Consider the following 17,009-nt stretch of genomic DNA (forward strand, 5'->3'; position numbering starts at 1 on the left):
ATAGGATCTACGCTCGAAAGGAATAGGTTCGGTAGATAAAACGTATTGGCCTGGCGATATATGGATTGATATCAATCATGGTGAGAATTGATTTCATTTCGTCATAGGGATCAATACCGATCGAGCGAAGATACGAGTAAAACGCCCCCGTCTCGTGATTACTAACCTGGGTATGCCGCATCAGAAATTCGTCGACAATCCCCGCTGTCCAGCGGTCCGCCAGATGATGACCCCAATATAAATCGAGTCCCCATCCTGATATTGATAGGTCAAAGGAAGGGAGCATCTCCTTCAGGAAAGCGCGCCTGAAGAACGGGGCCATGACCTCGACCCAATTCGTGGTCCGCAGCCTGAGACCGGGGTGCTCGCGCGTCAGCCCCATCGCGTCGATACAATCCGGGGTCAAGGCGGGTTGAGCGAGATCAAGCGAATACTCATTGCAAACGGCAAAGAACGCGTCTGGATTGAAAAGAATTTCTATATCGTCATCAAGGAATAAAACTCCCTCATAGTCGTTATGAAGGCCTGTAGCCTCGAAGAACCGTTTAGCGCCATGCATTTTTGATCGGCCGCCCGCAAAAACAATTTCGGCCCTCTTTCGAAGGATATCATCCGGGTGCGGCGTGGCGTAATAATTTATGGCTAGGTCGTACTCGCGCTCCTCGTGTGGAATCTCAGAAAAAAAGGAAGGGCGGCGCTTTGACCCGGCGCGTATCAGAACCAGATATCGCCTCGGGTCGCGCGGGACTGACAACAGCTGAATATCGTTCGAATTCTCAAACATTGAACCGACGGTTCTTGCTCTGATTGTTATCGAGTATCCACAGTTCCTGCGCCCTTGCGAATGGCCACCAAGCCACCCAGCAGCTTCGCCCGATTCAACTCATAATGGCTGTCGAAGAACAGAATTTCTGCGAACTGACCGGCAAGCGCACTCACACCCAGCGGATCGACCGAGCGGGCCGTGCCGTGGTCCTTGATTTCGCGCAGCAGGGTCTTGGTCAGCGTGACTTTGCCGAGATCCTCGCCGGGCGGCTGCCAGTCGAGGTCTTCGAGAAAATACCAGCCGCCTTCGGCAAGCAGCGGGAAAAAAGCGCTCAGCGTCAACTGTTCGTCGAACGAAGCGTGGCTGCCGTCGTCGATGATCACGTCGAGCGATCCCGCTTCGAGCTTTGCAGCGACGGCACGCAGATCGCCCAGCTTGGATTGGTCGCCAATGAACGACTTGAACCGTTCAGTGTTGAGCTGCGAAAAATCCGTCAGGTCGACACCGATCACCTGACAGAACGGAAAATAGCTCTGCCACAGCGAGACGGATGGGGTTTCGGTCTGGTTGCCCTCGGCGAAACCACGGCACAGGCCGATCTCCATCAGACGCTTCATGGACAAGCGGCGGGGTGACAGCAGGCGATCGTAGATCCTCGCGTAGCAGTGGCGGTTGCCGGTGTGCCTGTTCTTGTCGGTGTTGAAGCGGTCAGCGAGACTGGTGAAGGTTGGGAAGCTGTCGAGCGGGTTGATGAGGAACGAGATCAGCGGCGCCCCTTCGCCGCCCGGCCGGGCCTCGTTGCGCGCCGTCCACAGGTGGATGCCGTACACCCGCTCATCGTTCAGATAGTCGACCAATTCCGCTATCGGCTTCTCGAACCGGTCGATCTCATTCCAATCGATGGTGTTGAAGAACATTGGGCTGAACAACCATTCTCGCAGTTCGGCCCCGGCGTCGGAGGCAATATAGTCGGACAAAAGCTTGGGGCCGATGTCTCCGAATTCCTTGCCGTGCGCTGCGTGAAAGCGCTCGATCGACAACTCGTAAAGGACCCTGAGATGCCGGCTGTAGGGCTTGGCATAGATGACGTTGCCGCAGATGAAATGGCCTTTGTGCGATCCGTGCCATTGCAGATTGAAAAAATGGTCGCCGCGAAACGGGAACGGCCGCAGCATGACGACGTCGGAATCCATCCATAGCCCGCCATGCTCATAGAGCAGGGCGTAGCGGAAGATATCGCTGAAATACCTGATCTCGGAGCCGGCAACGATCCGCTCGAACAAGGCCCGCGGCATGACATCATCGGCATTGCGGACTTCGACGCCATGCGGGACGAGGAACCCGAGCTTCTCCGGTGCGTAGCTCCACACCCGTACCGGATGGCCTGCTGCCCGCATCGACGTCGTGGCCGCAATCAGGGTACGATGCTCGGCCTTGTCGGACATCACCTGGTAGAAGCAGTTGATCTGCGCAAGTGCGGTGTCGTCGCTGCCAAGGAAGGGAGAAATCCGTGCGTCGAACTGGCGCGATCCTTCCCGTCGTTCCACCGGAGAATCGACATCGCGCAGAAACGGCGCGAGCTCATGAAAGATCTCGTCTGTCGATTTCATGCCGCCGGCGCCGACTTCCTTGCCTCCCAGCAACGCCTGTCTTGCTTCACCCATGGCTCCGTCGTCGGCCCGGTCAGCCTTTATCATCGTTTTCGTTGGCGGAGCGCCAGATCCAAAGGCCGGCGTCAGGCTGGAAGTTGTATCGGCCGCGCCCGATGGCAGGCTACCCACATCCTCCAGCAGCGACCTCACCTCCGCCTCGTCGACAGTCGCGAGCCAGGACTCGCTGTCGGTCACGCTGTAGGAAATCAGCAAACGACTTTCATCGGGGTGCCACGCCAGCCCGGCAGCGAATTCAACGCCCTTTTTGTCGAAGAAGAACGGACGACTTACCTTTCGCAAGGTTTCGGCATCGTCGAACCAGACGAACCGATGCAGGTAGTAACGCCGCTTTTCCGCGGTCCGCCATTGCACCTCATGTATCAATGCGAGCCAACCACCGGCGAATGTGATTAGCTGGCTTCCCCCTCTGAACCGCGGGGCTGCAATCGCGGGAGATGTCTCGCCCAGAGTCGCACCTCGTTCATCCACGATCCGGGTGGGATCGCAGAAGTAGATGAACTGCAGCGTCTCTGCCCCTCCCGTGCCGGGCTTGACTTGCGGCATCCAGTTCTTCTCGTGTACCCGAGGTCCTGCCGGATGCAGCACGCGCCAGTCGGTCAGCCGACACGTACCACTCTCGTCGATGCGCGCGATGACCTGCTCGCACCAACCCTCCTGTGTCAGCTCGCGCACGCAAGAGACGCCCCACAGCGCATCCTGCCAGGTGAACAGGCGCATGTCCTCAAATCCGAGAACCCGGTCGTTGGCGGGCTCCGGCATATCAACCGGCGGCAAAATCTCGCTTGCGGACTGGATGGCGAGTTCATCGCTCAATCGCAGCAGGAAATTCCGCGTGTGGACCGGAGCTCCGCCCGGCGTGTGGTATTGCAGGTTGTCTTCGGCCAGGGTGTAGTTCACCGTCCGCTGCAAGAACACGATCTGGTCCCCCAATCGCGCCACCGACGGATTTGATGGCCGATAGCCATCGGGCGCTGTGAAGCCGACCGGACGGGCCCCGAAGGACGGCATCATTGTCTTAGCGGGCTGCGCGTAGAAGAACAGGTTGGACCACGCTAATTCCTTGGGGCCGTCGCCGATGGTCCGGTTCAGTGCCAGCCAGTTGCACGCCGCGAAGCCGCGGTCCTTGCGCACCGGATCGCGCGAATAGTTTGCGGCTATCGCAAACTCCTCGATCATGCCTGTCGTATAGACATAATCCTCGATAAACAGGATGTCCTGTTCAGGTCGCTTGATCGCCAGCCCTGCTTCCGAAAACAGCACGCTGGCGTGGTTCATCCCCTTCTCGCGATAGAACTGTGCCAGGTCGTAGAGCGGCTCGGCGCGTTGCGGGCGTTGATTGCAGGCGACAAGCGCCTGGCTTATAAAGCCTGCCTCGTCGTGGAGCTTGCGCAGGCAGCGCGCTTCCTGCAGGCGAGCGTTCCACGCCTCCTCGTCCCAACCGCCCATCGCGGCACGTTTGGCGTAGGCCACTGCGGCCTCCGCTGTCCGCCCGGCGTCGCGGTAGGATTGCGCCAAGTAGAACCAGTAGCGCTGATTTTCCGGATCCTTCTCAAGGGCCTCCAGCAAAAGCCTGGCATCTCGTTCGAATTTGTCCACCCGGTTCGAGCCGCTGGCGTGGTCCTTGTACCAGGCGCCACGCAGTTCTTGAACGCCACCCGGCACGTCGAGATATTCGTGGGTTACACCGTGATAGCGTGCACCGGCATCGCGCCTGGCAAGGCGCGTGTTCCAATAGGCGAGGCCGGAATCCGAGCGCTGCAGCAATCGGCAGCCCGGCCCGTCGAGTCCCTTGCGGAAGTTCGTATCCTCGACCACCAGCTCCATGTCGGCGTCGTCGAACAGCAGATAGTCATAAGCGAGCGGCGAGGCATAGGCGTGATCGAGCGCGGCGTTGCGCGCCTGCTCGAAATTGTGAAATGGAAATTCGTGGAGCTCGCCTGGCAGGTTACGGGCGGCGAAAAACGATTTGATGAAACCCTGGGTCCCGTCGGTCGACCCGGTATCGCCGATAACCCAGCAGTCGATATGCTCGGCGACAGCCCCGAGACAGCGCTGAAGGTTCGCCATCTCGTTCTTGACGATCATGTTGAGGCAGAGGCGCTTTCCGCTTGTCATATGCTGACTGTCTGCTCCCCGGATGACCGCCGGCTGAGGCGGTCACATTTGTGCCGTGGTGCCCTCTGTGACAGCGGATTTGTCCGACCTTCATGCTCCATGCACGTTCCCCAGCCTCGGCCACTTGCATGACCTCTGTGTGCAAAGGACAGGTCGTCCCCCTCCTTTGCAACGCGACCCTGGCCCCAGCCATTGTTAGCCAGCGCTGTCCGGCGCCGCAAGGGTCTCACCATCCCGCTGAACCACCCGTCGCCAACAAACGTTCCCTTCGGCTCGATCGCTCACGCACCGAATCCGCAGCGATATCGAGCTTCAGCCGCGAACAAAGCGGGCGCCTGTAAGCGTTGGATTTCTCGATGCATTTGGCCCGCAAACGCCATCCGGATGTCGACTAGAGGAAGTTGCTTGTCCGGCCGAAGTTAATAAATTGTTAACTTCGTTATTTACAACTTGCTAATTTTAGATTTTAGTAATGTCTAATTTATTGAGAGGGCAGCGGCGGAGCGGGCAGAGGGCCTGCCGGTCCGCGCAATCTGCGAAGCCAGGAGAGTATCTGGAGCATGTCGCTTGGTGCATGAGGGCGCCGAGCGTGTGTCGTGCGTGAGAAGATGTTTGTTGTCTTGAGCTCGAGGCCAGCGTTTTTTCCAACCCGATATTCCCTCGCAATCGTCGGTTCCCTGCAAGTCGTCGTCGAGAAATCGCGATATGCGTGATGGGAGTTGGCTGTGGTTGGAGTGATACCGCGCACGAAACGATGCGGCCGCGACGCAGGCTTCCGATTCGATCGGCCTCAGAATTATCGGCACCTGGCCGCCAGCCATCGTTCTCCGGCAATTGATGAGCAATTCTTAGCGGATGCACCCGGTGTGCTCCCGGGCACCCGCGGACTCCGCACTCACCTCAGCGAAGACAATTGGCGCACGGTTCGATCGAGCGGAACGAAATGGCCGTCTAACCTTGCTTGCCCTGCCTCTTATTACGCCGATGCGCGCACCGCCGACAGCTGTGGCTTCCGCGAACGCCAGCGCTCCGCGGCTATTGAAACTTAAGTTTACGACACGAGAGAAGCAGCGGCGCAGCAGGCGCCCACGAGGAGAACAACGATGAGTTACATAGCAGGGTTTGCGGTCATGGAAGTCGCGGTGAGAGGCGTTTTGCCCATCGGCGACACGACCGAAAATGTACCTTATTTTATCCTGGACACGGCCAAGAACACCATCGTCGGCCAGGTCATTCTTCCCAAGGCCGTCAAGCGAAGCCTCGCCGTCGCTGTCACCGTCAAGGTTCCGGCCGCGGCCGGTTCATTTGCAATTGGCACGTTTGATGATGGCGGGAATTTCCAGGCTTGCAGCTTTCTCCGCATAGAGAGCCCCGCTGTTGCACGTCCCGACGGCGCCGTGGGGCCGTCCGGCAGATGACCGCCTGATCTCCTTACCGCGCGCAGGCTAGGCCGGCGCGGCCATGCCTTGAGCTAAATCTGAAGCCAACAGGAGCCAGTCATGGCCCGTGCCTCTGAAATTCTTTTTGTCGATCCATTAGTCTCCGACCTCCAGACGGTTCTCGGCAACATGCGAACGGAGGTTAAAGCGATTGTGCTTGATCGCCGTCGACCAGTTGCGAAGCAGATCGCTGCCGCATTGTCCGAGCACAACGGACTCGACGCGGTGCACATCATCGCGCATGGCGTGCCTGGCCGGGTTAGCTTCAGCGCCGGAGAGTGGTCGGCCGCCACATTGAAGGAAGCGGCTGGGGATCTTGCCGCAATCGGCAGGGCGCTTGCCGCGGACGGCGAACTGCGGCTGTGGAGCTGCGAGACGGCATCGGGGAATGTTGGCGAGGCCTTCGTAGCGGCTTTGGAACGGGCAGTCGGCGCGGACGTCCGCGCATCGAGGTCGTTGGTCGGGGCGGCAGCCCTGGGCGGCGCCTGGGAATTATCCGCACCGGCTAGAGCCTCCGCGCCTTTGCCGCCGCTGACTTCGCATGGTGTGGCAAGTTACACCGGGGTGCTTACAGCAGGCGATCTGACACTTACCGGTACTGTAGATACTGGATCGAGTAACAATATCAACACGTACTATCTGATTGATACAAACGGTACCGGACCTACAACCGATGATACGGTTGTAGGTAGCTTTCAGTTGCCATCTGCTGCCAATGCTGCGGCTCCGAAATTCTCGGTAACCGTAACAGTTCCCGTGGTTGGAGATACCTATCTCATCTATGACTCAGGCTTCCGACTATACGGCACACTTACGTACGTCGCCGACGCTGACACCAACACGGTGGGCGACCAACCGGGTTATAGCTTTGCTACCCAGCCCATCAACAACATTGGCGCCGCGGGCAACGACGGCGATCATTTTACAGGTGGCCTCATAACCCTCGCCAGTGCTGGCGCTGCGGGAGCGACAGGCCCTGCGGGCCCAACCGGCGCCACGGGTGCGACTGGTGCCACAGGCTCGACCGGAGCAACCGGAGCGACGGGAGCCACAGGCTCTACGGGCGCCAGCGGCTCATCGGGTGCGACCGGCTCTACCGGTGCAACAGGTGCGACGGGTTCGACTGGCGCAAGCGGCTCGACTGGAGCAACAGGTTCGACTGGCGCGAGCGGCTCAACGGGCGCGACTGGCGCCACGGGTGCAACCGGCTCGACCGGAGCCACTGGCTCGACTGGTGCCACGGGTGATACCGGCGCCACGGGTGATACCGGCGCCACAGGGTCTACTGGCGCTACCGGAGCCACAGGTGCGACCGGAGCAACGGGCGCCACAGGTGCCACAGGCTCGATCGGGGCAACCGGAGCCACAGGTGCCACTGGCTCGACCGGTGCGACCGGAGCAACGGGCGCCACTGGCTCGACCGGTGCGACCGGAGCAACGGGCGCCACAGGTGCCACAGGCTCGACCGGGGCAACCGGAGCCACAGGTGCCACTGGCTCGACCGGTGCCACGGGTGATACCGGCGCCACGGGTGATACCGGCGCCGCAGGGTCTACTGGCGCTACCGGAGCCACAGGTGCGACCGGAGCAACGGGCGCCACAGGTGCCACAGGCTCGACCGGGGCAACCGGAGCCACAGGTGCCACTGGCTCGACCGGTGCCACCGGGTCGACCGGTGCAACGGGTGATACCGGCGCCACAGGGTCTACTGGCGCTACCGGAGCCACAGGGGCAACGGGCGCGACTGGAGCAACCGGCTCTACCGGTGCCACTGGCTCTACCGGTGCGACTGGGTCGACTGGGGCAACTGGCTCGACCGGAGCCACAGGGGCAACAGGCGCGACCGGCTCGACAGGTGCAACAGGTTCGACCGGCGCCATTGGCTCTACCGGTGCGACTGGGTCGACTGGGGCAACTGGCTCGACCGGTGCGACTGGGTCAACGGGCGCGACCGGCTCTACCGGTGCAACTGGCGACACCGGGGCAACCGGTGCTACAGGCTCGACCGGAGCCACAGGTGCTACGGGCTCGACCGGTGCAACAGGCTCAACCGGGGCAACTGGCTCGACAGGTGCAACAGGTTCGACCGGCGCCACTGGTTCTACCGGTGCGACTGGCTCGACCGGTGCCACTGGTGCTACGGGCTCCACCGGCGCAACCGGTGCGACTGGATCGACCGGAGCGACTGGTTCCACCGGTGCAACCGGCTCGACCGGAGCGACCGGTTCGACGGGAGCGACCGGTTCGACGGGAGCGACTGGTTCGACGGGAGCGACTGGCTCGACGGGAGCGACTGGCTCGACCGGAGCGACTGGTTCCACCGGTGCCACCGGCTCGACTGGTGCTACTGGCTCGACGGGAGCGACTGGCTCGACCGGAGCGACTGGTTCCACCGGTGCAACCGGCTCGACCGGAGCAACCGGTTCGACCGGAGCGACTGGCTCGACCGGAGCAACCGGCTCGACTGGTGCGACCGGAGCAACCGGCTCGACTGGTGCTACTGGCTCGACCGGAGCAACCGGAGCGACTGGAGCGACTGGTTCCACCGGCGCAACTGGCTCGACCGGTGCGACAGGCTCGACCGGTGCTACTGGCTCGACCGGAGCAACCGGCTCGACTGGTGCTACTGGCTCGACCGGAGCAACCGGAGCGACTGGAGCGACTGGTTCCACCGGCGCAACTGGCTCGACCGGTGCGACAGGCTCGACCGGTGCTACTGGCTCGACCGGAGCAACCGGAGCAACTGGCTCGACCGGAGCGACTGGTTCCACCGGTGCAACCGGCTCGACCGGAGCAACCGGTTCGACCGGGGCGACTGGCTCGACCGGAGCAACCGGCTCGACCGGAGCAACCGGTTCGACCGGAGCGACTGGCTCGACCGGAGCAACCGGTTCGACGGGAGCGACTGGCTCGACCGGAGCAACTGGCTCGACGGGAGCGACTGGTTCCACCGGAGCAACCGGCTCGACCGGAGCGACTGGTTCGACCGGAGCGACTGGCTCGACCGGAGCAACCGGTTCGACGGGAGCGACTGGCTCCACCGGAGCGACTGGCTCGACCGGAGCGACTGGTTCCACCGGTGCAACCGGCTCGACCGGAGCAACCGGTTCGACCGGAGCGACTGGCTCGACGGGAGCAACCGGTTCGACCGGCGCGACCGGCGCGACCGGTGCCACTGGTGCCACTGGTGCTACAGGCTCGACCGGAGCAACCGGAGCGACTGGAGCGACTGGTTCCACCGGCGCAACTGGCTCGACCGGTGCGACAGGCTCGACCGGAGCAACCGGAGCAACTGGCTCGACCGGAGCGACTGGTTCCACCGGTGCAACCGGCTCGACTGGTGCTACTGGCTCGACCGGTGCGACAGGCTCCGCCGGTGCGACAGGCTCGACCGGCGCTACTGGTTCGACCGGCGCTACTGGTTCGACCGGTGCGACAGGCTCCACCGGAGCTACTGGTGCGACAGGCTCGACTGGCTCGACCGGAGCAACCGGCTCTACAGGCCCGGGTGGTCCAACAGGCCCGACAGGTTCAACCGGCTCGGGTGGTGGGACCGGTGACCATGAGCATGGCAACAATGGTGGCGGCAACGATCCTGACGGAAGCGACAGCAGCAACCCAGGAAAGGGACATCCCAACGATGGTACTGACAACGATGGCTCGGCGGGTGGCGGTCACACCGCCAATGTCACGGCCAACTCGCTCGGGCTCAAGGACACGACGCAGTTCCTGAAGTCGGGCTCGACCGACGGCAGCGGTGATCATGCGTCGTTCCGCAATCTGATCGGCCTGGCCGCCACATCGGTGTCGACAGACCTTCTTAACGTCCTCAAGACGATCAGCGGATTTGGTCAGAACCAGAACAAGCCGTCGGGGGCGAGCACGGATCTCACCTCGGATCAGGCAAAGCCTGGGGCCGGCTCCGTCAGCAACGACCACACGGTCAAGACGAGCCTGAAGGATCTCTTGAAGCCGCATGAGTGAGCATTGAATGGACCAGTGACGGAGACTGATCCAGATTTGAAACATGCGGGGCCTCGCTCAAGAGCGGGCTCCGCGTTCATCATCTCGAAACAGGGAGTGGCATGACAGTCGCGCGGCCGATCGGTTCGGAGTACAATGCGAAGTTCTGGGAAACCTCGGCGGAAACCGAGGACCGGGCACTCTTGAATCTTCGCCATGCGTACCGGATGAGAAGGCCATGGTGAACCTCCCCGTTAACGCCCAAAGCAAGCCGGTCTCGCTCCGCGCTGTCGAGGCCACGGCGGAGCAGGCGGGCGGCCAGAACACGGCGCGGGCTCCCGGCGGTCCCGCCGAGCACGACCAGGTCGGGCCGCGCCTCAAGGCGGTATTGCAGGCTGCCCGCTATCACGGCGTCGAACTCGACCCCAATGAATTGAGGTCAGCGACCGCTGTTCCAACTGCCGCCGATCTCTCGGAGTGGGCGCAGAACGCCGGCATGTGGTCACGCGCCATCCGCGTCCGCTGGTCCCATCTTTTGCGCTTCCAGGACACCGGACCGGTCGTCCTGCTGTTCAGCGATGGCGGCGCGGGTCTCCTTACCGGGGCGAGCGCCGAGCGCAATATCGTCTTCCTGAAGAGCGCCGACGCGCCCGAGGACGGCGAAGCCATCGCCGTCGACGAGCTGCGGTTGTCGCAGGTGTGGACGGGCGACGCGGTGATGCTGCGCGCAACACGGTCCCAGGTGGCTGCGGATGCGCCCTTCACCTTGCACTGGCTCGCCGAGCTGGTGCGGCTGGAAAGCCGGCCCCTGCGCGACATCGCCATAGCCTCCTTGACGCTGAGTGTCCTTACCATCTTGCCGCCACTCATCGTCATGACGCTGGTCAACAAGGTGCTGCAGTTCAACAGCGTCTCGACGCTTGTGCTGCTGTCGGCGATCATCGCCGTGGTCTTCGCCTACGAGACGCTGCTCGGCCACGCGCGACGGCTCATCATCAACGTCGTCGGCGCTCGTCTCGACACCAAGCTGCAATTGCACGTCTTCAGCCGGCTGCTGCGCCTGCCTCTCGACTATTTCGAGCGTCATCCTGCCGGCGAGACGATGTACCACCTGGCCCAAGTCTACCGCATCCGCGAGTTCCTGACCGGAAAACTGCTTAGCACGTTCCTGGATCTGATCACGCTCTGCGTGCTGCTACCAGTGATGTTCTACATCAACGCCACGCTCGCCTGGATCGTGGTGGCCTGCGCGGTCGTCATCCTGCTGATCATCCTCGCCTTCCTCAAACCGCTGCGTCGAAGGTACCAGCGCGTGGTCGAGGCCGAGACCTGGAAGTCGGCGGCGATCGGCGAGACCGTCGTCGGCATCAAAACGGTGAAGGCACTCGGCCTCGAACCGCAGCGCAAGGCGCTCTGGGACGAGCGGGTGGCGGAAGCGGGAAAAGCGCGTCTCGCCTTCGGGCAACTCGCCAGCTGGCCACAGACCCTGGTCACGCCGATCGAACGGCTGATGGTGCTGGGCACCATGCTGATCGGCGCCTATCTGGCGATGAACGACCGCTCGGGCTACATGGTCGGCGGCCTGTTCGCCTTCATGATGATCTCCCAGCGCGTCGCGCAGCCGCTGGTTGGCCTGGCGCGGCTGGTCGAAGACTACGAGGAAGTTGGCGCTGCGATAGGCGAAGCGGCCTCCGTCCTGAACCGGCCCCTGGAGACCAGCTCGAATTCAATCGGCCTCAGGCCAAAGCTCGTCGGCGAGGTCAAGTTCAGCGATCTGACGTTCAGCTATATCGGCACCAAGACACCGGCGCTCGACCGGGTCAGCTTCGACATCCCGGCAGGGACCATGTTCGGCATTGTCGGGCGCAGCGGGTCGGGAAAATCGACCATTGCCCGCCTGCTGCAGGGCATCAACCGCGACTATAGCGGTTTCCTTAAACTAGACGGCGTCGACCTCAAGGAAATTAACCTTCGCCACCTCCGCCAGGGGCTTGGCGTGGTCCTCCAGGACAATTTCCTGTTCCGCGGGTCGATCCGCGATAACATCATCGCCGGGCGCCCAGGCCTGACGCTTTCCGACGCCATGCGTGCCGCGCACCTCGCGGGCGCCCAGGAATTCATCGAGCGAATGCCAAATGGCTACGACACTTACATCGAGGAAGGTTCGCCCAATTTGTCGGGCGGTCAAAAACAGCGGCTGGCTATCGCGCGTGCCCTGATCCACGATCCGACCATCCTCATCCTTGACGAAGCGACCAGCGCACTCGACCCGGAGAGTGAGGCGATCGTGAGCGCTAACCTCATGCGTATCGCAAGCGGGCGCACAATGATCATCGTTTCGCATCGGCTCTCCTCGCTGACAGAGTGCGACCAGATCCTGGTCATGGAGCAGGGCAAGGTTCTCGATGTCGCCCCGCACGCAACCCTGCTCGAACGATGCGCGCTCTATCGCCAGTTGTGGGCACAGCAGAACCGACATCTCGACGGCCACCAGGGTCGCCCGGTCGCCATCCTGCCGCGGTTGGTTTGACGATGTCGCGCTTCGCCAGAGATTGGTAGCCCATGAGTAGCACTTCGCTCACCACCCGCCCGGCTCGCTGGCCTCGCACGCAAGCATACGATCCGACGACCCCAGCCATACTCGAATTCCAGTGGCCGTCGACGGCTGTGGCCAACGCACCCATTCCGCGGGCGGCGCGCGGCATCGTCTGGGCTATTTTCAGTTTGGTCATCGCGCTGATCGCCCTGGCAGGACTGATACCAGTCGATCAGGTTGTGACGACCAGAGGGCTCGTAATCTCCAAGTCGCCCAACATCGTCGTCCAGCCGCTGGAGACAGCGATCGTGCGCTCGATCGACGTTCGCGAAGGACAGCACGTGCTGGCCGGTCAAGTTCTTGCTCGCCTCGATGCCACCTTCGCCTCGGCCGACCTGGCGGCGCTTGCGATGCAGGTTTCGACGCTTGAAGCCGAAGTGGCGCGGTTGAGGGCGGAAGCGGATGGCAAGGCCTTTAACTATGACGGCCTCGACCCAAGCTGGACCTTGCAGGCATCGATCTTTGAGCGTCGCAAGGCGGTCTACGACGCCAAGATCGAGAATTTCGACCGCCAGCACGACGAACTCAGTTCCGCAATCTCGCGTTCGCAATCGGACGCCGAGGGCTACCGCCAGCGACTCGCGGTCGCGGCCTCGATTGAAGATATGCGCAAGCAGCTCGAAGCGAGGCAGGTGGGCAGTCGCCTCAACACACTGCTCGCCGAGGACAATCGCGCTGAAATGTCCCGGGCGCTCGGCAATGCCGAGCAGACAGCAGAAGCCGCAAAGCTCCAGCAGGCGGCGGTGGCTGCCGAGCGCGACGGCTATATCCAAGGTTGGCGAGCGGATGTCTCGCAGAGCCTGTCGGAGGCCAGTTCGCGGATATCCGACGCTCGCGAACTTCTCAATAAGGCAAAGCTGCGCAAGCAGCTGGTCGAACTGAAGAGCGAAGCAGACGCCATCGTCCAGTCAGTGGCGAAGGTCTCGGTCGGCTCGGTCTTGCAGTCAGGCGAGCGCTTGATCACGTTGGTGCCGGCCAATGCGTCGCTCGAGATCGAGACGAACATCATCGGCCGGAGCAGCGGCTTCGTCCATGTCGGCGACCAAGTGGTGATCAAGTTCGACACCTTCCCCTATTCGCAATACGGCCTCGCCCACGGCACCGTACGCACGCTGAGCCCCGATGCCTTTTCGGCGCAGGAGCAAGTGCGCGATCCAAACAGTTCCCTAGCCATGCTGCCTTCGGACGCCGAGCCGTTCTATCGCACGCGCATCTCCATCGACCAGGTGGCCCTCCACGGCGTACCAGCCGGTTTCACCGTCAGCCCCGGCATGCCCGTGACTGCCGACGTCAAGGTCGGCCGGCGCACGGTGCTCAAATACATTCTTGGCGTCATGCTGCCAATCGGCCAGGAGGCAATGCGGGAGCCTTAAAGCTCGGCGCAAGAGGCGGCAAACGGAGTAATCTAGGACTTGGATCGATGACAATTCTGGATCGGCTGACTGGTCTCGCCAACCCGAGAGCTGCCTTGCGCCGGGCGATCCAACTCTGTGACAGCGGCAAGCCCGCTGAAGCCTTTCCGCTCATGGCGATCGCCGCGCGTGCTGGGATCGCCGACGCCGAGTTTCGGGTCGCGCGTTGCTATCTCGAAGGTTCGGGCGTGCCGCCGAGCCGCATGGAGGGCGCGCGCTGGCTGCGGCGGGCGGCCAACCACGAGAGCGCCGAAGCGCAGGCGCTGCTCGCCGCACTCTACGTGGCCGGGCTAGCGCCGGCGGAAGCCGATGGCAAAGCCCCTGGATCGGAGCGCTTGTTCGAACGAGATTTCTCGGGCAAGCCGGACTTCGCGGCAGCGCTCGACCTTGCCACCAAAGCGGCCGAGGCGGGCTCGGCAACAGGACAGGCGATCCTTGGTTATATCCTGACCAGCGGCCCCAAACCGAAGCGCGATGCTGATGCGGCGCACCACTGGTACGAGAAGTCGGCTTTGGCCGGCTGCGCCGAAGGGTGTCTGGGCCTTGCCCTATCGCTGGCCCGGCGTGGCAAACGTGAAGACCGGATCAGGATTGCGGACGAGGTAAGACGCGCGGCGGACGCCGGCCTCCCGACCGCAACCTATCTTCTCGCGGTCCTCACCGAGCACGGGCTCGGCGTGGTACGCGACATCACTGCAGCCGCTCAATTGTACCAGGCTGCCGCAGAGAAGGGCCTTCCCTCCGCCCAGTTCCGGTTGGGCCTAGCACTGATCGAGGGTGGGCTCGTCGACCATGATCCCGCTGCCGGAGAGGTCTGGATGCGGCGTGCCGCCTTGGCCGGCAACATCGAGGCGGCCTCCCTCCTTGGCGACCGTTATGCGAAAACGCAGCAGCCGGATTATGCGGAGGCTGCAACCTGGTATCGACGGGCGGCCGAAGCGGGTCACCAGCCCGCTGCCCGCGCTTTGGCGTCTCTCTACCTGACGGGGAACGGCGTGGCACAGGACGTCGAAGAGGGGGCACGCTTGCTGCGGGCGTCCGCAGATGGCGGCAATCAGGAAGCACAGATCGACCTCGCCAATCTCATCCTCGGAGGTGGCGGCGAGCCTGGCGACCGTGCAAGCGTTGCCGGATGGTTCGAGGCGGCCGCAACATCGGGCGATCTGGTCGCGGCATTCAATCTTGGGCTCTGCTTCGCCAAGGGCATCGGCGTCCGCCAGGACGAGGGGCAAGCGGCGCAATGGTTGAGGCGCGCGGCCGAAGGCGTACCCGAGGCGCAATATATGTACGCCCGCCTCCTTCAGGACGGGCGCGGGGTGGCGGCCGACCAACCGCGGGCACGCGTCTTGTTTACGCGGGCGGCCAGTGCCGGCGTGCTCGACGCGCAGGTAGCGCTTGCCGAGATGCTGCTCAATGGGCGCGGGGGCTCACGCTCGCCAGAGACCGCGATGCAGCTGTTCGAGCGGGCGGCCGACGACGGTCACGCAGGGGCCATGTTTGCGCTTGGCGCGCTGTACGCGTCCGGCCAGGGCCTGCCGGTCGACCAGACGGCGGCTCAGAAATGGTTCTCCGCCGCCGCTGAGCGTGGGCATGGTCAAGCTCAACTCATGCTCGGGCGGTATCTCTCCAACAGTCTCGCCGGGGAGCACAACCTAGTGGCCGGTCGCCTTCGGCTTGAGCGCGCTGCTGCGCACGGTATCCAGGAAGTCGCCAACGAACTGCCCATAGCGCATGACCGCTTTTCACCTCAAGGAGCTAACAGATGATAGATGAGGCTGATGCAACGTTGGCGCGGGCACTTACGCAAGAGTTCCTGGTCGCATGTGAATTGCCGTCTTCGATCGAGTCCTACGAGCTCTTCGCGAAGAAGGTCATCGCGGCTGCACGGGCGCGGGATGAAAGATGGGAAGATATTTCATCTGCGCCCAAGGACGGAACCAGGATTCTCGTGCTTTGCCCCCATGCGCGCATCTTTTCGGATATTCATATCGACTGGTGGTCGGATGGCCCCGGCAAGCCGCGCTGGGCGCAGTCAAGCCCGAACGAGCAACCGAAGTTCTGGCGTGAAATCCCAGCCGGGCCGGGGCAAAGTCACGATCTGCCCGTAGGAAAACGCAACCGCCGTCGCTGATTGTGGGCTGCTACAGATCCTCCCGACGTTTCTCGTAAGATCCGGCGCGAGTTCCACAATGGTAAGGAGGCCATCGTCCTCGTTCCCGCCGGCCGCAACCCTCGCCCGACGATATCAGCCACGAGAGGCTGCAACTGGCTTGCGTTTTGGGCCTGTAGCTCGGCGTCCCCGACGCAATGGGTCGCACGGTCGAGCTGCGACGTGGCCCACTTGGCGTCTCCGAAGACGTTGGCTGAGACTGGGGATGATGACACTGGTGCGCTCGTAAGCTTGCTCAGCAGAGATAGAAGAGCATCGCGCCACCTGGCGCGCTGAATGGCCGCTATCCAGCTCATTGAGGATGATTGGAATAGACCAGCCGGTTACCGATGTGCCCGCACGCTCCTCGAGGCACACCCGCAATGGCTAAGCCGTTTGTGTATCAAAGCCACGTGAGCGTCGCGACCGTGGGTATCATCGCGCCGGATAGCCGTATCCAGTTCAGCCAGATCATGCCGTGGAGGCTGCCACCTTCCAGTTGATCGACCATGCAGGCATATCGAAGGCGTGGTCTCAATGATCGTGTAGGACACGGCGAGGCCGCTGTAAGGATGTCCCGAAACGGATCAACCGCGTTTGGCACCGCAATTGCTTGTTCTGAAAGACAAGCGGGATACTCCCTACATGATCGAAAGTGATCCTAAGGTTGGCTGCAATCGATGCAAAGTGCCCCTTACTGGTGTCACTGGGTCTCAAGGGTCCGACCTGTTAGCTTGCCCCAGTTGCGGCCTCTCGGACACTTACGACAATGTCATGCTTGAACTTGATCAGCGCACCGCGGAAGCACTTTCTCGTGCGCTCTGCCAACCCGTCCCGCCAAAGGCGTATCGTTTCGCACTGCTATTTCGGGCAGGGACGCGATAGGCTCAACACAA

Annotated in this window: 9 protein-coding genes and 1 pseudogene; 7 read left to right on the plus strand and 3 right to left on the minus strand. The window is 62.5% G+C overall.

Annotated features, from left to right (window positions below; translation table 11 throughout):
- Positions 1 to 7: 7 nt before the first annotated feature.
- Both AC0NIH_RS19945 and AC0NIH_RS19950 read right to left on the minus strand, forming a co-directional pair.
- The gene (locus tag AC0NIH_RS19945; RefSeq protein ID WP_473460259.1) at positions 8 to 784 is read right to left on the minus strand and encodes a DUF707 domain-containing protein; all 777 of its coding nucleotides are present in this window, start codon (positions 782 to 784) and stop codon (positions 8 to 10) included.
- A 26-nt stretch (positions 785 to 810) separates the two neighbouring features.
- A complete protein-coding gene (locus AC0NIH_RS19950) occupies positions 811 to 4,554 on the minus strand; it encodes a glycosyltransferase (protein WP_473460257.1) in 3,744 nt (1,247 codons plus the stop codon).
- A gap of 1,130 nt (positions 4,555 to 5,684) precedes the next feature.
- On the opposite strand from AC0NIH_RS19950, the gene AC0NIH_RS19955 reads away from it, so the two are divergent.
- Entirely contained in the window at positions 5,685 to 5,972 is a 288-nt protein-coding gene (locus AC0NIH_RS19955; protein ID WP_473562662.1) for a hypothetical protein, read from the plus strand.
- 150 nt (positions 5,973 to 6,122) lie between these two features.
- Positions 6,123 to 6,503, plus strand: a pseudogene (locus AC0NIH_RS19960) (DUF4347 domain-containing protein); the annotation flags it as partial.
- A gap of 3,021 nt (positions 6,504 to 9,524) precedes the next feature.
- Here the strand turns inward: AC0NIH_RS19960 and AC0NIH_RS19965 are convergent.
- Entirely contained in the window at positions 9,525 to 9,758 is a 234-nt protein-coding gene (locus tag AC0NIH_RS19965; RefSeq protein WP_249491046.1) for a hypothetical protein, read from the minus strand.
- A gap of 39 nt (positions 9,759 to 9,797) precedes the next feature.
- On the opposite strand from AC0NIH_RS19965, the gene AC0NIH_RS19970 reads away from it, so the two are divergent.
- The 5 genes from AC0NIH_RS19970 (at position 9,798) to AC0NIH_RS19990 (ending at position 16,095) form a co-directional block, all read left to right on the plus strand.
- Entirely contained in the window at positions 9,798 to 9,977 is a 180-nt protein-coding gene (locus tag AC0NIH_RS19970) for a hypothetical protein (RefSeq protein WP_474025282.1), read from the plus strand.
- A 217-nt stretch (positions 9,978 to 10,194) separates the two neighbouring features.
- Complete coding sequence (locus AC0NIH_RS19975) at positions 10,195 to 12,486, plus strand: peptidase domain-containing ABC transporter (protein WP_473469743.1); 2,292 nt, start codon at positions 10,195 to 10,197, stop codon at positions 12,484 to 12,486.
- Between the two features lie 32 nt (positions 12,487 to 12,518).
- Positions 12,519 to 13,925 (plus strand): HlyD family type I secretion periplasmic adaptor subunit, encoded by a 1,407-nt coding sequence (locus tag AC0NIH_RS19980; protein WP_287273589.1) that lies wholly within the window; start codon positions 12,519 to 12,521, stop codon positions 13,923 to 13,925.
- 47 nt (positions 13,926 to 13,972) lie between these two features.
- A complete protein-coding gene (locus AC0NIH_RS19985; RefSeq protein WP_473469741.1) occupies positions 13,973 to 15,730 on the plus strand; it encodes a tetratricopeptide repeat protein in 1,758 nt (585 codons plus the stop codon).
- Positions 15,727 to 16,095 carry a hypothetical protein gene (locus AC0NIH_RS19990; RefSeq protein WP_224690516.1) on the plus strand — a complete coding sequence of 123 codons (369 nt, stop codon included), beginning with the start codon at positions 15,727 to 15,729 and terminating at the stop codon, positions 16,093 to 16,095. Before AC0NIH_RS19985 ends, AC0NIH_RS19990 begins: the two co-directional genes overlap by 4 nt.
- Positions 16,096 to 17,009 lie beyond the last annotated feature (914 nt).

It is taken from the genome of Mesorhizobium sp. WSM1386, from assembly GCF_055901595.1.